Origin of the sequence: Spirosoma oryzicola (assembly GCF_021233055.1) — a bacterium.
Classification (GTDB): Bacteria; Bacteroidota; Bacteroidia; order Cytophagales; family Spirosomataceae; genus Spirosoma; species Spirosoma oryzicola.
Map to the genome: position 1 here is coordinate 2325519 of NZ_CP089538.1, position 19829 is coordinate 2345347.

General features: G+C 52.1%; 14 protein-coding genes. 4 read left to right on the forward strand and 10 right to left on the reverse strand.

The genetic code is table 11. From position 1 onward, the window contains the following. Positions 1–24: 24 nt before the first annotated feature. From LQ777_RS09480 to LQ777_RS09515, 8 genes are all read right to left on the reverse strand, one after another. Positions 25–2169, reverse strand: a complete 2145-nt coding sequence (locus LQ777_RS09480; protein WP_232562276.1) for a nitrite/sulfite reductase — start codon at positions 2167–2169, stop codon at positions 25–27. 149 nt (positions 2170–2318) lie between these two features. Then, complete coding sequence (locus tag LQ777_RS09485) at positions 2319–3587, reverse strand: sulfate adenylyltransferase subunit 1 (protein WP_232562277.1); 1269 nt, start codon at positions 3585–3587, stop codon at positions 2319–2321. Positions 3588–3686: 99 nt separating this feature from the next. Beyond that, the gene (cysD, locus tag LQ777_RS09490) at positions 3687–4589 is read right to left on the reverse strand and encodes a sulfate adenylyltransferase subunit CysD (protein ID WP_232562278.1); all 903 of its coding nucleotides are present in this window, start codon (positions 4587–4589) and stop codon (positions 3687–3689) included. Positions 4590–4652: 63 nt separating this feature from the next. After that, a complete protein-coding gene (locus LQ777_RS09495; protein WP_232562279.1) occupies positions 4653–5387 on the reverse strand; it encodes a phosphoadenylyl-sulfate reductase in 735 nt (244 codons plus the stop codon). Continuing rightward, complete coding sequence (locus tag LQ777_RS09500) at positions 5384–6493, reverse strand: Gfo/Idh/MocA family protein (protein WP_232562280.1); 1110 nt, start codon at positions 6491–6493, stop codon at positions 5384–5386. The genes LQ777_RS09495 and LQ777_RS09500 overlap by 4 nt, the downstream gene beginning before the upstream one ends. 11 nt (positions 6494–6504) lie before the next feature. Continuing rightward, entirely contained in the window at positions 6505–7698 is a 1194-nt protein-coding gene (locus LQ777_RS09505; protein WP_232562281.1) for a trans-sulfuration enzyme family protein, read from the reverse strand. Positions 7699–7743: 45 nt separating this feature from the next. Further along, complete coding sequence (locus LQ777_RS09510) at positions 7744–8823, reverse strand: sulfite exporter TauE/SafE family protein (protein ID WP_232562282.1); 1080 nt, start codon at positions 8821–8823, stop codon at positions 7744–7746. A gap of 208 nt (positions 8824–9031) precedes the next feature. Further along, positions 9032–9901, reverse strand: coding sequence for a glycerophosphodiester phosphodiesterase family protein (locus tag LQ777_RS09515; protein WP_232562283.1), 870 nt, complete (start codon positions 9899–9901; stop codon positions 9032–9034). A gap of 267 nt (positions 9902–10168) precedes the next feature. Here LQ777_RS09515 and LQ777_RS09520 point away from each other — a divergent pair, with 267 nt between their 5' ends. Next, complete coding sequence (locus tag LQ777_RS09520) at positions 10169–11182, forward strand: LLM class flavin-dependent oxidoreductase (protein WP_232562284.1); 1014 nt, start codon at positions 10169–10171, stop codon at positions 11180–11182. An 87-nt stretch (positions 11183–11269) separates the two neighbouring features. Here LQ777_RS09520 and LQ777_RS09525 read toward each other — a convergent pair whose 3' ends face one another. Both LQ777_RS09525 and leuS read right to left on the reverse strand, forming a co-directional pair. Continuing rightward, positions 11270–12355 carry an acyloxyacyl hydrolase gene (locus tag LQ777_RS09525; protein WP_232562285.1) on the reverse strand — a complete coding sequence of 362 codons (1086 nt, stop codon included), beginning with the start codon at positions 12353–12355 and terminating at the stop codon, positions 11270–11272. 351 nt (positions 12356–12706) lie between these two features. After that, complete coding sequence (leuS, locus tag LQ777_RS09530) at positions 12707–15562, reverse strand: leucine--tRNA ligase (RefSeq protein WP_232562286.1); 2856 nt, start codon at positions 15560–15562, stop codon at positions 12707–12709. A gap of 103 nt (positions 15563–15665) precedes the next feature. Here leuS and LQ777_RS09535 point away from each other — a divergent pair, with 103 nt between their 5' ends. From LQ777_RS09535 to LQ777_RS09545, 3 genes are all read left to right on the forward strand, one after another. Next, a complete protein-coding gene (locus tag LQ777_RS09535; RefSeq protein ID WP_232562287.1) occupies positions 15666–16709 on the forward strand; it encodes a 3-oxoacyl-ACP synthase III family protein in 1044 nt (347 codons plus the stop codon). Then, complete coding sequence (locus LQ777_RS09540) at positions 16710–18491, forward strand: hypothetical protein (protein ID WP_232562288.1); 1782 nt, start codon at positions 16710–16712, stop codon at positions 18489–18491. A gap of 123 nt (positions 18492–18614) precedes the next feature. Further along, complete coding sequence (locus LQ777_RS09545) at positions 18615–19805, forward strand: S8 family peptidase (protein WP_232562289.1); 1191 nt, start codon at positions 18615–18617, stop codon at positions 19803–19805. The last annotated feature ends 24 nt before the right edge of the window (positions 19806–19829 follow it).

The window sequence follows — 19829 nt, forward strand, 5'->3', positions numbered from 1 at the left end:
GTACCATACCGCATATCGATAAATCTAGCTGTCCTGCGCCTGGGTCAACGCCTGTAGTTCGGGTAAGCCTTCCTGTTCGATCTGCGCTTCACGGTAAGCTTGAACGGCCTGTAAAAAGGCTTCGGCTTTCGCCACAAACTGAGTCGCAAATAGTTCGGACGGCTCCTGCTTATTGATGCTGAACACCAGGGCTTTGAACTCACCATCGGTCTGGTGGAAATCGGGTTCGCCCAGGAACGTTTTGTCAAAGTCGCTCACAATGCCGTGTTGCGTGTTGGTGGGAACATCGCGGCTCATCAGAGCGGCTCTAGCTCCGGTGATAAACACATTGTAGGCATGGTAAAGTGCATCGGCCCAGCGTCCTCCGGTGTGGGCTTCACGCGCCCATCCCAGCTTCTCGTTTGCTTCGGTAAGCGTTGTCGCCACAAGGTCGATCAGCACACTGGCGCATTCGCCGATACCGACTTCCGTAACGTACTTTTCGGTATGATCCCAGTCGATGTAGTCGCTGTCAACGAGTGTTTTCAGATCCGCCAGCGGTTTGAGTAACTGGTAGAAGTAATTCTTTCCCTGACGAGCGTAGTAGTCGCTGTAGTATTCGCCGTCGAAGCTATTGGTTTCAAAATCCCGTAGTAATGCCCGTAGCGAGTGCGGACCGCGTTTGGTTGGAATTTTAATGACCTTGTCAGCAATCAACCCTTCACCTTTGCCATTGAAACCGCCACCGAGCAACACCTGTAAGGCGGGCAACACGTAAGCGCCGTTCTTGAGCGATGAGCCGTGGTAGCCAATGTTCGCCACCGAGTGCTGACCGCAACCGTTCATGCAACCCGAAATTTTGATCTTGATGTCATCGTTGAAAACCAGATCCGGAAATTCGTCGTGCATCATCTGTTCCAGCGCCCGCGTGATCCCGTAACTGCTCGAAATAGCCAGGTTACAGGTATCCGTGCCGGGGCAGGTCGTGATATCAGCGGTGGTGTCAAAACCGGGTTCAGCCAGGCCAAGCGCATCCAGTGCTTCGAAGACAGCAACAAGGTTCTCCGGACGAACGTACCGAAGCAGATAACCCTGGTTGACGGTTACGCGGATGTCGTCGGCTGCGTATTGCTTGACAATCTGCGCCAGGGACCGCGCCGTATCGGAATGCATATCGCCGAGGAGCACGCGCAGTTGAACCGCGTACCAGCCCGCCTGCTTTTGCTCAAACACGTTGGTTTTGAACCAAGTTTTCAGCTTAGGATTGTCACTCGATACCGTATAGTTGCTGGCCTCCGGGCGTCTCGGATACTGATCATCCACCGACCAGCGCGATGGGTCAATTGTAAACGCTTTGTTTTTTAACGCGGGCGTCTCTTCATCGACACGACGGAGCAATTCCTCTAAACCAATGTCGTTAAGCAGGTATTTCATCCGGGCTTTGTGCCGCTTTTGTCGCTCACCGTACCGGTCAAATACCCGAATCACTCCTTCGATGAACGGAATTACCCGCTCTTCTTCCAGAAACTCAGTAGCCGTTTGGGCCGGAAAAGGTTGAGCCCCGAGACCACCGCCCAAAAGCACTTTAAAGCCACGCTTCCCATGCTGAGTGCGCGGGATTAGACCGACATCGTGCATATAGCCGTAGGCCGAATCGCTCTCGCTGGACGAAACCGATATTTTGAATTTCCGACCCATATCCTGGCAAATCGGGTTGCGCAGGAAATAATCGAAAATTGAATACGCGTAGGGGGTAATGTCAAACGGTTCGGTTGGATCGACGCCAGCGCGTGCCGAACCCGTCACGTTACGGACTGTGTTACCGCAGGCTTCCTTTAACGTGATACCCGCATCTTCAAGATCGGCCCAAAGCTGTGGGGAATCAGCCAGCTTAACGAAGTGAAGCTGAATATCCTGACGGGTAGTAGCATGTAAATTGCCCGTTGCAAACTTATCCGACAGATCGGCGATGCGGGTGAGCTGGTCAGCCGTGATCCGTCCGTGCGGAAGCTTGATGCGGATCATCTGAACGCCCGGTTGCCGCTGACCATAAATCCCTCGCGTAAGCCGAAATTTACGGAAGGCTTCGTCGGCTATATTGCCTGACTGGAATGAGCTAATCTTTTTTTCCAGATCAAGGATATCGCGCCGAGCGGCTTCACTAACGTTATCGGTAAGGCGGATGGACATAACTACTATTGTCTATAGATTTAATCAACTAATACAGTTAAACAAAACGCCGTTTTACCGGCGTTCTATCATTGTACAATAATAAAGCAAATTCACCTGACTTAAGTTCAGGGGTTGTATAGCTATTCGTTATGGACGATAACGGTTTGTTATAACGATTCGCCAGTCAGCATTAAGGCTCCCACAGTTACGTTTGACGTTTCGTCGATCAGAATCGCGCCACCCGTTGCGCGATTCTGGGCATACGGATCGAAGCTGACCGGTTGAGCCGTACGAAGAACGACTTTAGCCAGATCGTTGAGCTTCAGGCTTTCTACGCCTTCCGTTTCCTCGTAGGTATTGACGTTCAGTTGATATGCAATTTCACGAACCGAGCAGCGGGTGCGGGCCGTGCCGACTTGCAGGACGTACTTATTACCCGCTTTAAATTCTTTGGTATCCATCCAGCATAGCATCGCTTCCACATTCTGGCTGCTGATCGGCTGGCTATCGGAACGGACAATGAGGTCACCCCGGCTGATGTCGACATCCGTAGCCAGATGCAAAACAACCGACATGGGTGTAGCCGCTTCATCGAGTTGTTTCTCCGCTATCTCAATGGCGTCAATGGTCGATGTTTCGCCGGAGGGCAGTACCGTAATGGAATCCCCTTTTCGGAACGTACCACTGGTGATTTTACCAGCATACCCCCGGTAATCGTGCAGTTCGGCGGTCTGTGGGCGAATGACGTACTGAACGGGAAAACGTGCAGGATGATGGTCTTCGGTTTCGCCATCAACAGCGTCGTTGATCGTTACCGTTTCCAGGTGCTCTAGGAGAGTCGGTCCTTCGTACCAGGTCATCGCCGTTGATTTGTCAACGACGTTATCGCCGTTGAGCGCGCTCATTGGAATGTACGATACCTGATGAACGTTTAGTTTCTGAGCTAGCTCGGCGTAGTGAATGCAAATGTCAGAAAACACATCCTGCGAATAATCGACCAGATCCATTTTGTTGATCGCCACGACGATGTGCGGAATACCCAACAGCGAAGCAATCAGAGAGTGCCGACGCGTTTGTTCAACGACGCCGTGACGCGCATCGACCAGGACAATAGCCAACTGGCAATTCGACGCACCCGTTACCATGTTGCGGGTGTATTGAATATGGCCCGGCGCATCGACAATAATAAACTTACGATTCGGCGTCTGGAAATAACGGTAGGCAACGTCAATCGTAATACCTTGTTCCCGCTCGGAACGCAGACCGTCTGTCAGCAGGGCGAGGTCAATTTCACCGTCATCGCGGCTTTTGCTTGCTCGTTCGATTGCTTCAAGCTGGTCGGCTAAAATGGACTTGGAGTCGTAGAGAAGCCGTCCAATAAGGGTACTTTTGCCGTCGTCAACTGAACCGGCGGTTATAAATCGGAGGAGATCCATTTACTCAGTGGGTGATTTCGTGAATAAACAATTGAGCGAATTAGTGACTGAGGTTTATACCGACAATCCCATATACACTCAATTACTCATGCACAGTTGTCAAAAATAGCCGCCTTTTTTGCGGTCTTCCATGGCCGCTTCGGATAGCTGGTCGTCCATGCGGGTTTCGCCCCGTTCGGAGATGCGTGTGGCCTGAATTTCGTCAATAACGGCATCGAGCGTATCAGCCTGCGATTCGGAAGCTGCCGTGCACGAAATGTCACCGACGGTTCGGAAACGTACTCGGCGGGTCACCAGTTGATCGTCGGCCTCGGGTTTGATAACTCCGCCCGCCGTTGCCATCAGCTTGCCATCACGAATCAGCAGTTCGCGCTCGTGGGCAAAATAGATGCTGGGCAACGCTATTTTTTCGCGACGAATGTAATTCCAGACGTCGAGTTCAGTCCAGTTCGAGATCGGGAATACGCGTACGTTTTCGCCTTTGTGAATGCGACCGTTGTAGAGGTTCCAAAGTTCGGGGCGCTGCCGCTTGGGATCCCAGGAGCCGAACTCATCGCGGACCGAGAAAACACGTTCTTTGGCCCGCGCTTTTTCTTCATCCCGACGGGCACCGCCGATGCAGGCATCGAACTCAAATTCTTCGATGGTATCGAGCAGTGTGAAGGTCTGCAAGCCATTACGCGTCGCGTTTCGGCCGGTGGGTTCCTTTAATTTCTTTTCGCGAATGGTATCTTCAACGTACCGAACAATAAGCTTCTCACCGATCTGCTCGGCCAGATTATCCCGAAAGTCAAGGGCTTCCTGGAAGTTATGGCCTGTATCGATGTGTACCAGCGGAAACGGAAGCTTACCCGGCCGAAAGGCTTTCAGCGCCAGATGCACCAGGGTAATAGAATCTTTGCCGCCGGAAAACAGCAGGGCGGGGCGCTCAAACTGCCCGGCGACCTCACGCATGATGTGGATGGCTTCCGATTCGAGCTGATCTAGATAATCTAACTTCATTGTCATTGTATGGTCATAGGTGTCACTTGCCGGCGCTAGTACGTATAGCAACAACTGAACGACTTATGGTTTGAATGCTTCCTCGTGCGTGTGTAAGCCACACTCTTTCTTGGAGTTATCTTCCCACCACCAGCGGCCAGCGCGGAAATCTTCGCCGGGTTGGATGGCGCGGGTACAGGGCTGGCAACCAATGCTGACAAATCCCCGGTCATGGAGCGGATTATACGGTACGTTGTGCTCTTTTACGTACTGCTTTACTTCCTCAAATGTCCAGTCGAGTATCGGGTGGAATTTGAACAAATCGTGGGCAGCGTCCCATTCCACCTGCGTCATCGCCTGGCGATTGGCCGATTGCTCCGCCCGAATACCCGTAATCCAGATTTTATTGCCTTTAAGCGCCCGGTTCAGGGGCTCTACTTTACGGATGCCACAGCATTCTTTCCGGTTTTCGACGGAATCGTACATGCTATAAGGACCTTTGTCGGTCATCAGTTTCTCAATAGCGTCGGCCTTTGGGAAATAGGTTTCGATTTTGGCTCCGTAGCGGTCGTTTGTTTTTTTCCAGACAGAATACGTTTCCGAAAACATCCGACCCGTATCGAGCGTGAAGATCTTGATCGGAATGTCGTTTGCCAGGATTAGATCGGTGATGACCTGATCCTCATAGCCCAGACTGGTCGAGAAAATAACTTCGCCAGGGTATAAGTGGGCCAGTGTACGCAGGGCTTCGACACTGCTCAATCCCTGTAGCCGCTCGCTCAGGCTCTCGAGCGTATAGGAGGTGGGTTCCGCAATCATAATTTCTGCTTTAAGGACACAGCCTTGCCGGTTTTAGCCGATTGGCGGGCCGCATCCAGGATTTCCATAACAATCAGGTTGTTCTCTAATGACGTTAATTCGTCGGGTTTAGTTTCCCCACGAAGCAGGCTGGCGAAATACGCAAATGGGTCAGCAGCAGGGGCATCCGTTGGCGCGGCTTCCAGCGAACGTTCGGCTTTGTCGTCCTTCCGACGAAGCCGCATTCGGGTGCCGTCCACGGTAAAAACGTAGCCTGTTTGGCCGTACACTTCCATATCCTTGCGGCTAAAGGGCCAGTTCCAGGAAGCCTGAATAATGGTCTGCGTTTTCGGATAGGTCAGAATGATGGTTGCCTCGTCATCGACCTTCGGATAAATGTCCGGCTTGATCTGCTGCGTTACGGCCATCACCGACAGAGGGCGCTGATTCCGCAGCAGCCAGGTCGATAGGTTGGCACCGTAACAACCAAAATCAAACAATGCACCCGCTCCGTTGGTAGCCGGGTCGGTCAGCCAGTCGAGAAATTCCTTGTTGACGTTGATCTCCTTCGGCCCCTGATGCCCATCGTGAACGACGATCTTGCGCAAATCGCCAATGGCTTTTTCCGAATTAGCCAAGGCGAACGCCTTGTGATTGCTACCGTACCAGGTCGTTTCGTAATTCGTCAGCAGTTGGACGCTATGCTTTTTGGCCAGCGATCCCATCTGTTGGGCGTCGGCAAAACTGGTTGCCAGTGGTTTCTCAACCATCACGTGAATGCCGCGTGGTGCACAAGCCTCTACCGTTTTCTTATGATCGACAATCCGGCCAAAATCCGTAACGGCTTCGGGCTTAGTCTTGTCCAGCATTTCGGCGATGGTTGGATAAACCAGGCTCATGCTGTATCCATACTGCTTGGCAAATCGCTCGGCCAGTTCCCGGTTTGGTTCGGCAATGCCTACAATTTCAACGTCGGTCTGTTTTTGCCGAAACGCCTTGTTGAGAATGCCGTGTACATGCGAGTGTACCAAGCCCACGATCCCAATGCGAATCGGTTTTTTCGGAGATTGACCGTTCGTCAGGAGGCTCATAAGCAGGAAAGCGATGTACAGCGGAATTCGCACCATTCGTCAGGAGGTTAAGCAATCTTTTCTTTAACCACTTCCGCCGACTTTTCTACTGCTTGCGTAAAGTCAGCGATCAGATCGTCAATGGCTTCCAGGCCAACCGAAATGCGAATCAAACCGGGCGTAATGCCCAGAGCTGCTTTTTCGTCGGGTTTTAGTTTCGCGTGGGTCGTCGTGTTGGGATTAGTGACAATCGTGCGCGAATCGCCAAGGTTCGAGGATAATGTCGGGATCGTAAGGGCATCGAAAAAAGCTTTCACCCGCTCAAAGCCACCTTCCAACTCGATGGTTACGATAGCACCACCCGCGTTCATCTGCCGTTTGGCCAGCTCATACTGAGGATGCGAAGGCAGGAACGGATATAACACCCGTTCTACGTCCGCGTGAGCGTCGAGCGCCTGAGCCAGTGCTAAGGCATTGCTGCAATGACGGTCCATCCGCAACTCCAGCGTTTCCAGACTTTTGGATAAAACCCAGGCGTTGAAGGGCGACAGCGATGGTCCCGTATGGCGGGCAAAGAATCGGATCTGTGCCATCAGGTCGGCCCGGCCAACCACGATTCCACCCAGTACGCGGCCTTGACCATCCATGAATTTCGTCGCCGAATGCACTGATAAATCAGCACCAAAATCAATCGGCGTTTGCAGGATTGGCGTGGCAAAGCAGTTGTCGACGTTCAGAATAAAGCCGTACTTCTCTTTTAACCGACCCAGCATTTCCAGGTCAACTAATTCCAGACCCGGATTTGATGGCGTTTCCAGATAGACCATGCGCGTGTTGGGTTGCATTGCGGCTTCCCACTCCGCTTCACTAGCCGTCGCATCGACATACGTATGAGTGATGCCCCACTTGCTCAGAATCTGCGTGATAATCTGATGCGCTGATCCGAATAACGCCCGACAAGCAACCAAATGATCGCCGGATTTTAGAATAGCGGCCATGCTGGCAAATACGGCGGCCATGCCGGTGCCCGTAGCAATGCCTTCTTCGGCATTTTCGAGCATACAAACCTTATCGACAAACTCCGTTACGTTTGGATTCGAGAAGCGGGAATAAATGTTGCCAGCTTCGGTTTCCTCGAATAAGGCTTTTCCCTGTTCGGCACTTTCAAAGGCAAAACTGGACGTTAGGTATAGGGGGACAGAATGCTCGCGATACTGCGATTTACCTGTTTGGGTACGGATCGCTTTGGTTTGTTTTTTCATACGGCGAATGAAATCGGCTTTCGAATACCGAGTCTGTAACGGACACTAAAAGAACTTAATTATCTTCCGCAAACTTACGAGGATTATAACAATTCCGACGAGAACCATCATGGTTTTGACGGGGAGTTTGCGGGACAGGTGAGCGGCTATCGGCGCAGCAATCATGCCACCCAGGATCAGCCCCAAAATAACCATCCCGTAATTATCCAGACCTGCGTAAAGGGCAAATACGACGGAAGAAGCGAACGAAACGAAAAACTCAGCCAGGTTGACAGAACCAATCGTGTAGCGTGGGTGGCGACCGGCGGCAATCAAGGTTGAGTTAACGATAGGACCCCAGCCACCACCGCCGATGGCGTCCACAAAACCACCGAACCAGGCCAGTAACCCGATCTTTCGAACCGGCTTTTTCTTGGTTTGCTTAGCCAGTGCTTTTTTTAGGATCAAAACGCCAAGAATCGCCGTGTAGACCGAAATGGCCGGAGACAGATAGTCGGCGATTATTTCCATATCCGACAGTTTGGTGATTAGGAAAGCACCCAGCGCTGCGCCAATAATGCCCGGAATCAGGACAATTTTGAAGAGCCGGTTGTTGACGTTGCCAAATTTGAGGTGCATGTAGCCCGATACACCGGAGGTGAAGATTTCGGAGCTGTGTACACTGGCCGTAGCAAAAACCGGACTGATACCAACGCTGGTCAGAAAGGTAGTGGCGGTAACACCATAAGCCATCCCCAGGGCACCGTCGATCATCTGAGCGACGAAGCCAGCGGCTATGAAGTAAAAAATGTCGGGGGTAATGTCAATCGCCTGTGCAATGACCGTTAACCGATCGAGGGTCAGGTAATCGAACACTAGATGACCCACAATCATCAGGGCGAGGGCCGCGAAAACGTAAATTGCAATTTCGGTGCGATTCCGTCGTCTGAGTAGCGGGTTACGAATCGACTCAGCCGTTACAACCTCAGCGTCGGGGAAAGCCAGTCGAAGTGCGTCGGCCTGCGCTTCCCGACGATTTATATCGCCTTGGATGCTGACTCGTAAGCCGTTAAGGTCAAATGGCAGTGAGGTAGTCGCGACTGCATCACCGGCTGGCACTAGTCCGGCTTCGTCTTGGTTATTCATAGTGTCTAAATCCTATCGACTTAATAGATTTATTTTCTTATGAAAAGCGGCACAATGAAGTGCCGCTTTTGCCGATGAAGAGAAGAACACAAAGGTACGCAGATTGGATCGGTAAAAACAAGCAAACGGCTGATTTCGTCATTATATCCGGCTAAGCCATCCAGCTCCTATGTTGCCGGATATCGTCAGGGTTGCTAACCCTTTGCGCTTATCGCTGTTTCACCGCGTTCCAGACCTCCAGCGGACGGTCGGTTGACATGATGTCGGCACCGTTTTTGGCGAATTGTTTATACACCTGGTCACCTTTGGCTGCGGCCTGTTTGTCGAGGTTGCCCAATGTACCCAAAATACAGGCAATGCCTTTCTGATGCAAAAACTGGTATAGTTCAGCGTCGGGTTCTTTGACGCCGACGAACGCCACCATCCGGTTATCGGGAATGCCAAGATCGTGGAGACGGTCGTACTCAGCCCGGTTCCGAATCGTGACCGAAATCATTAGATTTGGATCGAGTTTGTTGATTTTAGCCGCATCCTGCGCATTGTACGTAATGATGGCCGCGTAGTCACCCATCCCGGTTTTGCGAACCATATTCACGACTTTCTCGAATGACACGTTTCGCTTGACATCGAGCGTAAACGCTACTTTGCCTTTGCCCCAGTTGAGTACCTGTTCCAGCGTCGGAATTTTATACGGTGTCACATTGCCCATGTTGTCTTCCAGCCGGAAAGGAGCCAGTTCCGCATAGGTTTTGTCGATCAGTTTTCCCGTACCAGTCGTTGTTCGGTCCAGGGTGGCGTCGTGCATCATAACCAGCACACTATCTTTTGTCAGGTCGATGTCACATTCGATGATGACCGGCATTTGTTTCGCCAGATAAGCAAAGGATTCGATGCAGTTTTCGGGGTACCCTTTCAAGTCGCCACCGCCCCGGTGCGCCGAAATCTTGGCGGGACCATGTTGGGCCTTGTAACTAAAAAAGTCAGGACCGCCACCCGTGGAAATTTTTGTGTAAGTTTTGGGTGAGCAGGTGATCAGACCGAAGGCTAACCCGAGGAATAAAGCAGGTTTTGTAATCATGGATGTAAGGGATTCTGCGTGTTTGCTATTGAAGGCTTTCCAAAGCTGTAACCAACGCAGGAACCGTTCGGGTAAGTCGTGTTGTTGCTGAAGCAGTGATGTATTCGTTATTCATTCGGTAGCCAGTCTACCAAGCGAGGTCGTAAAAATAAAGCGTCTGGCTTAGAATCCATAACGGCACCACGTAGCGTCTTACGGGTCTACTTCATCTTTTATCAGAAACGGGTTTCCGTTTATCGGTGAACCTTCCGCTTAACGAATACGAAAATGATTCCTTTCTCAGTTCTCGATCTTTCGCCTATTGTTGCGGGCAATACGCCTGCGCAGGCTTTACGCAATTCGCTTGACCTAGCCCAACACGCCGAACAGTTAGGGTATAACCGCTACTGGGTTGCTGAACACCACAATATGCCGGGTGTTGCCAGTGCGGCTACATCGGTTGTGATCGGCTACATCGCGGGTGGTACCCAAACGATCCGGGTAGGAGCGGGAGGGATTATGCTGCCGAACCACTCACCACTGATTATTGCGGAACAATTTGGTACGCTTGAATCGCTGTATCCGGGCCGGATTGATCTGGGATTAGGCCGGGCCCCTGGTGCTGATCAGGCCACTGCGCGGGCACTACGCCGGGATGTCAATAACGGCGATAGTTTCCCGCAGGATGTTGTCGAGTTATTGCAGTATTTTCAGCCGGGCGATACGGATCAACACGTACAGGCCATACCCGGCGTCGATCTGAATGTACCCGTCTGGATTCTGGGTTCGAGCTTGTTTGGTGCACAGCTGGCCGCGTATTTAGGCTTACCGTATGCGTTTGCTTCGCATTTTTCACCAGCGCAACTGATGCGCGCCCTGGAGGTTTATCGGTCACGGTTCAAACCGTCGGCTTACCTGTCCGAACCCTACGCGATGGTAGCGGTCAATGTCGTAGCTGCCGATACCGACCGGGAAGCCGAACGGCTGTTTACGTCGGTACAGCAACAATTTTTGCACATTCGACGCGGGAAAGCGCGTCAGATGCAGCCGCCGGTTGACGATCTGGCAGCACAGTGGCCGGAGTATGAACTAGCGGGTATCGAGCAGGTACTAAGCTGCTCGGCGGTTGGCTCTCCTGAAACCGTACAGCGCGGACTAGCTAATCTGATTGAGCAAACCAAGGCGGATGAGCTAATTATTTCTGCGCCAATTTTCGATCATCAGGCTCGTAAGCATTCCATTGAGATTGCGGCAGGGGTGCGGGCTAATCTGGCCGTTCAGCAGGAGACAGCCTCCGTATAAAGTAGAGGTAGCTAGCAACTAATCAGGGGTTTCTGGGCAGCAACGTACATGCACGTTGCTGCCCAGAAACCCTTTTTCGTAACCTGCTTAGAAAGTCATTCCGCCTAAAAACTGAAACCCTTTCGTATCGTCGCCGTAGGCTTTTACGTCAAAACCGACGGTGATGCCACTGTTGAACCGGTAGAGCAAACCATATTTCTGATACGTTGCTGGTCTGTAAGGCCGGGGACGCACGACGTTCCAACCCATGTGGGCCGTAAATAGGTAACGACCCTGCCAAAACTCGTAACCGGCTAGCAGTGTCGCCTGACGGTAGTTTTGATCCTTGTAACGCCAGCGCTTTACCTGCTCTTTAAAATACAGATCGTCAACGAGTTCAACGCCCCCCGATAGAACATGGGACTGGCTAAGCCGATAACCACCGAGTAATTTGAGGCCAAACATGGGCAAGGCCATTTCCGGGCTTTCTGGACTTTCGGGCAACACGCGAATCGAGCTCATCAATAAAGCGTGAGCGATCCAGCGACGAACCAATGGAGAATGCTTCCATAGCCGCGTGTTTGGGTACGTGGGTTTGTTCGTAGAGTAAACCAAGCCTACGGCAAGGCTCGGGATGTTCATTCCCTGATTGGGCTGGCGTGTTCCGGCGTTTGAAATGTGGTTGTAATGGGCCGATAGATTTACGTGGACACGATCTGTAAGTTGATAATAACCGTTGAGGCTCGCGCCGATCATGCTGCTAATCGGTAAGCTGAAGTATTGATTGGTCGGATTCGTTTCGGGATCATAAACGCGAGTCAGGTACGTCAGACCGATCGAACCACGGACAGACAGATTGAATCGACGACGGTACAGGATCATCGGTTCAAAGAAAAAACCGGCCCCAGCTGTGCGCCCTAATGCAATTGGATTACGGAAAGCAATGTAATTGGCGTAAACGCCTGTTCTGGCAAAGCAGTTGCACTGTTCCCAAGTCTTCCGCTGAACCCCTAACCAACTGTAGTCAAGCTCGATACTCTGCGGTACGTTTCCCGTTGACGGAACCACCTGATCGGGTGCGTATAGCCCCTGGTGTAATTTTATGACGAATTGACGATTGACTAAGCTTGAATCAGATTGAGCGATCACCCACCCCGGAAATAACAAAGCTATATACAGTATACATTTTACCATGATAGTTACAATGTAAATACATTATTGCTATAATTATTAATATGTATACGTAAAAAATGTTGTTTTGCTGTAATATATAAACAAAGATATTTTATAAGTTAAATGAATTCTTGGTAAAGTTTGATTTTGCAGAGCGCATCAGTTTTAAAGTGAGAATAGATTCCTATGTGAAGTAACACGGTAATTGAAATGCCAACCGTAGCGTATTGAAACGAATGCCGTTGTGTAACCAGGGCTTCAACACGTCGGCGGGTCCGTTTGGTGGTGTCGGTTTCTGAAACCGACACCACCAAACGGACCCGCCGACACTAATCCATACTATCAAAAGGTTATTTTTAGATTGCCTTCTGATTAAATCACAACGTTGACGATCCGTTTTGGCACGACAACCACTTTCTTCGGTGATTTACCTTCCAGCCATTTTTGTACGGTCGCGTCGGCCAGTACTTCCTGTTCGATCTCGCCCGGAGCGCGGTCGACGGCAAAACTGATCGTGGTCCGAACTTTCCCATTGATCTGGATCGGGTAGTCGAAGGCGTCTTCGACCAGGAAGTTCGGGTTGAACTTGGGAAACGCAGCTTCGGAAATTGTACCCGGCGCATTGCCTAACGCAGCCCAAAGTTCTTCGGTAATGTGCGGTGCGTACGGCGACAGCAGCAAAACCAGATCCTGTAAAATAGCGCGTTTGTGACAGTTGAGCGTTGCTAGTTCGTTGACGCAGACCATGAACGCGCTTACCGACGTATTGAACGAATAACTTTCAATGTCGTTTTCGGCCTTCTGGATGGTTTTGTGCAGCACTTTCAACTCGGCTGGCGTCGGTTGTTCATCCATTACGATCCACTGGCTTTCTCCGGCTGCGTTATCTTTATAAAACAACCGCCAGAACTTGCGGATAAAACGCGAAACGCCGTCGATACCGTTTGTATTCCAGGGTTTTGCCTGCTCCAGCGGGCCGAGGAACATTTCGTACAGCCGCAGTACGTCCGCGCCGTATTTCTCCACGATCATGTCGGGATTGACGACGTTGAACTTCGACTTCGACATCTTTTCAACCTCCGCACCAACGATATAACGACCGTCCGGCTCGGTGATGAACTCCGCATTTTCGGTCAGATCCGGGCGTGCTTTTTTGAATGCCTCAATGTCCAGAACGTCGTTCTCAACGATATTGACATCAACGTGCAACGGCGTTACTTCCTGATCGCCAACCTGGTTCAGCGACACAAAAACAGGCCGGGTACCTTCGACGCCCGTACCCTTCAACCGATACGCAAAATTGCTCCGGCCCTGAATCATGCCCTGGTTAATGAGCTTTTTGAACGGCTCTTCCTGGGGTACGTAGCCACGATCTTTCAGGAATTTATTCCAGAAGCGGCTGTAAAGCAGGTGACCCGTAGCGTGCTCGGTACCGCCGATGTATAGGTCAACGTTCTGCCAGTAATCGATGGACTGCTTCGAGGCAAAAGCCGTGTCGTTTTGCGGGTCCATGTACCGATACCAGTACCACGACGAACCCGCCCAACCGGGCATGGTGCTTAGTTCGTACTCGTGTTCGCCTTTGTATTTCCAACCTTCGGCGCGTCCCAGCGGGGGCTCGCCGGTTTCGGTAGGCAGATACTTGTCGATGGCGGGCAGTTCCAGCGGTAGCGCACTCTCGTCAATTAAATACGGCAATCGACCCGTCGAACCGCCCTCTTTAAAATATACGGGGACGGGTTCGCCCCAGTAGCGTTGACGGCTAAATACCGCGTCGCGCATCCGGTAGTTAATCTTTCCACGGCCCAAACCCCGTTCTTCGAGCCACGCAATCAAGACTGCGGTTGCTTCTTTGTAGGTAAGCCCGTTGATAATGCCGGAGTTGATGTAATGACCTTCTTTGGTGTTATCCGCCTGCTGGTCAATGTCTTTCTGCGCGTCCAGAATTGGAATAATCGGCAGATTGAAGTGGGTTGCAAAAGTCCAGTCGCGTTGGTCGCCCGACGGAACGGCCATCACCGCACCCGTACCGTAACCCGCCAGTACGTAGTCGGCTAGATAGATGGGGACGGCTTCACCGCTCAGCGGATTGACGCAGTAGCTACCCGTGAACACCCCCGAAACGGCTTTAGTATCGGCCATCCGGTCGCGTTCGGAGCGGAGCTTAGCCGCGTTTACATACGCCGTTACGGCTTCCTGCTGTTCGGGCGTTGTCAGGGCCGGTACCAGTTCATGTTCGGGAGCCAGTACCATAAACGTAACACCGTAAATAGTATCGACGCGGGTCGTGAACACTTCAATGTTCGACGTGGGTATGGAAACAGCTTCACCGCCAAGTTGCTGCGTCGAACGAATCGGAAATTTAACGCTGGCTCCGACCGATTTGCCGATCCAGTTGCGCTGTTGTTCTTTGATCGATTCCGTCCAGTCGATGGTATCCAGGCCGGTCAGCAAGCGGTCGGCATAGGCCGTAATGCGCATCATCCACTGGCGCATGAGCTTTTGCTCGACCGGATAACCACCACGCTCCGAAACGCCGTCTTTCACTTCGTCGTTGGCCAGTACCGTACCCAGGGCCGGACACCAGTTCACCACCGCGTCGGCCAGGAAAGTCAGGCGGTATTTTAAGGTGATCTCGTAGGATTCCCGGGTCGACAGGGCGTTCCACTCGGCGGCTGTAAACGTTGGAGCGTCCTCGTCACAAACTGCATTGACATCGGTGGTGCCGTTGGTGGCAAACTTGTCCGTCAGCGTTTCGATAGGCTCCGCCCGGTTGGTGTCCTTGTTGTACCAGCTGCGGAACAACTCCATGAAAATCCACTGCGTCCATTTGTAATACGATGGATCGGACGTACGAACTTCCCGGCTCCAGTCATAACTGAAACCGATGTTTTTGAGTTGTTCGATGTACCGGGCCAGATTCTGCTCGGTCGTCACCGCTGGATGCTGACCCGTTTGAATGGCATACTGCTCAGCGGGAAGTCCGAACGAGTCGAATCCCATCGGATGCAGCACGTTGTAGCCCTTGAGTCGCTTGTAACGCGCCACAATGTCGGATGCGATATAGCCGAGTGGGTGCCCAACGTGCAGGCCCGCGCCCGATGGATACGGAAACATGTCGAGTACGTAGTACTTCGGTTTATCCGTCTGTTCTGCTGGTTTGTAGGTATGGTTATCGTCCCAGAACCGTTGCCATTTCTGCTCGGTCTGGCGGTGATTATACTCCATGTTAACGAATGAAATTGCTGCGAAAGAATGGGCAAAGATACCAAATTTTGACCGTTTTGGCTGCCGCCCATCAATGAGGTGTCTTTTGTCCAATTAGTACGAAATGAAAAGTGCGCGAATTGCTGGCTTAGGGTATTACGTTCCCGAACGGGTTGTGCCTAATGTCGAACTGGCTCCGCTGGTGAATGTGTCGGATGAATGGATTCAGGGACGAACCGGAATCGAACAACGGCATTACCGCAAAAAACACGGTGAAACGACCACGACGATGGGCGCGGCAGCCGCTCGCATTGCTATCGACCGGGCCGGAATCTTGCCGTCAGATGTCGATTTTATCATTTTCGCGACCCTGAGCCCCGACTATTATTTTCCCGGCAACGGTGTTTTGCTGCAACGCGAGCTAGGCATCACGCACCGGGCGATGGGGGCGCTGGATATCCGAAACCAGTGCTCAGGCTTTATTTACGCTTTATCCATTGCCGACCAGTTCGTTAAAACGGGTAAGTACAAAAACGTGCTGATCGTCGGAGCCGAGACACACTCGCGGAGTCTGGACTTTTCGCCGACGGGCCGCGACGTAACGATTTTGTTTGGTGACGGGGCTGGAGCCGCCGTCATTCAACCCTGTGACGAACCCGGTCGCGGTATTCTGACTACCCATCTCCACGCCGACGGTACCTACGCGGAGGAACTGGCCTGTTTCAATCCGGGTGCCCACGGTGGTTATTATCTTGAAAAAGATTCGTTACGCTTCACCGAGGAGGAAATTAGTAGCATTGCCGAACACGACGATCATGCCGGTTTGCCGTACATGAACGGGCAGACGGTGCTGCGCCACGCCGTAACGCGCTTTCCCGAAGTCATTGGCGAAGCACTGGACGAGATGAATCTATTGCCAAAAGACATTGACCTGCTGGTGCCGCATCAGGCGAATCTGCGCATTGCCCAACTGGTACAGAAGCGGCTGGGCTTATCCGATGAGAAAGTGTTTAACAACATCCACAAGTTTGGCAATACCACGGCGGCTTCCATTCCCATTGCTCTGTGTGAAGCCTGGGAGCAAGGAAAAATCGAGGATGGTGCTTTACTTTGCGTAGCCGCATTTGGAAGCGGTTTTACGTGGGGTTCGGCCCTGATTCGGTGGTAGATGAGCAAAAAGATCGGTTGGTATATTGGCATTGTAATCCTGACGGCTGGACTGGGAAGTCTGGCCGTTGGCAATTTTAGCGTCCCACTATCCGATGGCAACGACACGGATCAGTACGAATACGTTGGGTATTTCTTTGGTAAGAATCTAAACCTGTGGCCGTTCCCTCAACTGAATCTGCTAAATACGCAAAGTTTTTATCCGTACGGTTTAAATCAGGTCTTCCTGGATTGGGGCTTCGAGCGTGATTACTGGTATGCACTCTGTTACCGGCTGTTTGATGGCCCCGGTCCGTACCTCCAGTTTTATTACGTCTACAGTTTAGTCGTTGCGGCTATCGGCACGTTTGCCCTGATTGCGCCCCGGTTTGGCCTGGCGAAAGCGTTTGTGTTTGGCTTGATTGTTTCGGTGTTTAACTTCTATGCCATCTGGAAGTTTCCCGTGCACATGAACGTCTGCGTCGATCATTGGACGGTGCTGTGCATGGTGGCGACGTATCGGCTGTTGCTGGACGTGCTGGACAAAAAAAACGTTTCGCTTGCTTACTGGCTATTCTGGGTGTGGCTGCATCTTCAGGTGCTCGGTCAGGAACTGGGTTATGTAGCTGGATTTGCCCTGACGCTAATGACTCTGACGGTCCCTGTACTGGCGGTGGCATTGTACCGGCAATTTCCTCAGCCGGGCCGATGGATGATGCTTTTTCGGACCTACGTGCGCGATCAGTGGAACCACCAGTTCGTTGTCGTAACAGTGGCTCTAACGCTCATTGTTGTGAGTGCCTGGCTGTATCTGCCGTTGACCTTGCAGATTGCGTTTACCGCCTGGGAATTTGATTTTGGCGCTGTGCCCGAACTCAGGGCTTGGTCGCACCCGTTGCGGTTGCTTATTCCGCATCTGCCCGGTCTGCATACGTTTGCCTTCGATTACAAACCATATCTGCGGGACACCTTTGAAAGCTACGCGCAAGGAAGTCCGGGATTGTACTTGGTTGTTTTAGCCGTTCTGGGCTGGTGGCAGATTCGCCGACGCGTGGCGCTGTGGCTGCCGGTGGTAACCATGCTGATCTTTTGTCTGCTTTATCATCCGGTATTGATACCAACGCTGAAACTGTTTCCCTGGTTTAGTTTCAACCGACATGGCGGGCGAGCCAGTTTGATTTACCCCGTTTTGCTAGGGCTTCTGGCATTGCCTATAAGACCATCACGTAGCCCATTGGCTCTTGGTCTAAGCGTGGTGTTAAGTGTCCTTATGGCAGCAGAGTGGTATACGGGCTACAGCCAACGGTTGCGCATGCCTGTCAACGTAGCCTCGGAAAGTTTGATGCAGTATTGCGCCGTAGTGAAGCAGCAACCCGGCGTAGCGGTACTCGATTGGCCATTTTGCGCCGTGGGGGCCGACGGGGTAGGAGCAAAAGAAGGACTTTGCCCTTATTACGACCAGCAAAATGCGGTTTTTACCTTTCGCCGTTTTTACGACAAAAGTGTTGTTGGGCAATACTTTGGCCGCTTGCACCCGACCCATATTCAGCCGTTTCTGCGCGACGAATGGCCCCGGTTGTTACGGCCCGGCTATGCATTTACCGGACAGGACTGGCAATTTCTGGATGCGTTTCTGCGGACCAATCACTTCGCTGGCATCAACCTCTATCCCGATCTGCTAACAGCCGATCAGGTGGGCGAATTCTACCGGCGATACGGGCGTCCAATCGCCGAAACACGCTTTCCGGCAGCGGGGCGTGTCGTATTTATTCCGCTACGAAATAAGGCAAAAAATACGCTTTGAAATGACACGTTTTGACCCTGATTTGCGTATTGTTAGTATAAGCAAGTCCTTGGGAAAGAACCGCATGATTTGAACGTATACGCATTTTATTCTCGTTTCATTTCTCCGAATTCATACGTATTCATGCGACGATTTCTTTCGCTGGCGACGATCACCAACGTTGCTTTCATTGGCTTTAGTTTGCTGGGTTGTCAGAGTGACCGCGACGTAGAGCCAACCTTTTCGGCCGACTGTCTGGTCAAAGCGTCAACGACCAACGGTCAGACGATTGCCGGTTCTTATATCGTTACCTATCAGCCAACGAAAACCCTGCCAACGGCATCGGGCGCCCGCATGGCTGCCGTCGAAGCGACCGCCGAACAATTGCTGACGAGCTATCAGGTGTCTGATCCGCAGGTCGATGTGCTCGGCGCGGGTGAGCAGACCAGTTTTTTGGCGCATTTATCCGCCGACGAATTGAACCGAGTCCGGCAAGACCCGGCGGTGGCCTCGGTCGAACCCGATCGGATTATGTCGATCTGCAATTGCGTGGATGTGCAAACGTCTTCGACGCTGCTCTGGAACATCCAGCAGACCGGCTACGGGCGGGGGGATGTGCAAACAAACAAAACCGTCTGGATCATTGACACCGGTATCGACCTGGACCACCCGGACCTGAATGTCGATTTAACTCGAAGCCGTTCGTTCGTGAGCGGCCAAACCTCGGCGGACGATGAAAATGGTCACGGCACGCACGTGGCCGGAATCATTGGGGCAAAAAATAACAACGTTGGTGTAACGGGTATCGCTTCGGGAGCGAAGCTGGTCGCATTACGGGTGCTGGACGATGAAGGCGAAGGGCGCTTGTCGGGTATTATTCAGGCGGTCAACTATGTGGCACAGAACGGTAAAGCGGGTGATGTGGTGAACATGAGCCTCGGCGGAGAAGGAATATCCAATTCACTCGAACGGTCTATTCTCCAGGCGGCTAATGCGGGTATTCTGTTCGCGATTGCGGCTGGCAACGACGGCAAAAACAGCGATAATTACTCGCCCGCGCGGGTGAACCACGCCAACGTTTTTACCGTATCAGCGATGGACAAAAACAATAACTTTGCGTCGTTTTCTAATTTCGGTAGCAGCGTGGATGTCTGCGCGTACGGTGTTCGGATCACGTCGACGTATAAAGGCGGTAAGTATGCTATTCTGAGCGGAACGTCGATGGCTGCGCCCCACGTAGCCGGTTTATTATTGATCCGTGGAAACAAGCTGCCTACGCACGGCACCGTACAGGGCGATCCTGATGGTAAGCCCGATCCCATGGCGGGGGAATAACGAACGGCTCGTAGCGTTCAAGCG

What these genes read in the sequence shown, in the direction of transcription:
- LQ777_RS09480 (WP_232562276.1), bottom strand. Translation starts at nt 2,169, where the DNA reads ATGTCCATCCGCCTTACCGATAACGTTAGTGAAGCCGCTCGGCGCGAT.
- LQ777_RS09485 (WP_232562277.1), bottom strand. Translation starts at nt 3,587, where the DNA reads ATGGATCTCCTCCGATTTATAACCGCCGGTTCAGTTGACGACGGCAAA.
- cysD (WP_232562278.1), bottom strand. Translation starts at nt 4,589, where the DNA reads ATGAAGTTAGATTATCTAGATCAGCTCGAATCGGAAGCCATCCACATC.
- LQ777_RS09495 (WP_232562279.1), bottom strand. Translation starts at nt 5,387, where the DNA reads ATGATTGCGGAACCCACCTCCTATACGCTCGAGAGCCTGAGCGAGCGG.
- LQ777_RS09500 (WP_232562280.1), bottom strand. Translation starts at nt 6,493, where the DNA reads ATGGTGCGAATTCCGCTGTACATCGCTTTCCTGCTTATGAGCCTCCTG.
- LQ777_RS09505 (WP_232562281.1), bottom strand. Translation starts at nt 7,698, where the DNA reads ATGAAAAAACAAACCAAAGCGATCCGTACCCAAACAGGTAAATCGCAG.
- LQ777_RS09510 (WP_232562282.1), bottom strand. Translation starts at nt 8,823, where the DNA reads ATGAATAACCAAGACGAAGCCGGACTAGTGCCAGCCGGTGATGCAGTC.
- LQ777_RS09515 (WP_232562283.1), bottom strand. Translation starts at nt 9,901, where the DNA reads ATGATTACAAAACCTGCTTTATTCCTCGGGTTAGCCTTCGGTCTGATC.
- LQ777_RS09520 (WP_232562284.1), top strand. Translation starts at nt 10,169, where the DNA reads ATGATTCCTTTCTCAGTTCTCGATCTTTCGCCTATTGTTGCGGGCAAT.
- LQ777_RS09525 (WP_232562285.1), bottom strand. Translation starts at nt 12,355, where the DNA reads ATGGTAAAATGTATACTGTATATAGCTTTGTTATTTCCGGGGTGGGTG.
- leuS (WP_232562286.1), bottom strand. Translation starts at nt 15,562, where the DNA reads ATGGAGTATAATCACCGCCAGACCGAGCAGAAATGGCAACGGTTCTGG.
- LQ777_RS09535 (WP_232562287.1), top strand. Translation starts at nt 15,666, where the DNA reads ATGAAAAGTGCGCGAATTGCTGGCTTAGGGTATTACGTTCCCGAACGG.
- LQ777_RS09540 (WP_232562288.1), top strand. Translation starts at nt 16,710, where the DNA reads ATGAGCAAAAAGATCGGTTGGTATATTGGCATTGTAATCCTGACGGCT.
- LQ777_RS09545 (WP_232562289.1), top strand. Translation starts at nt 18,615, where the DNA reads ATGCGACGATTTCTTTCGCTGGCGACGATCACCAACGTTGCTTTCATT.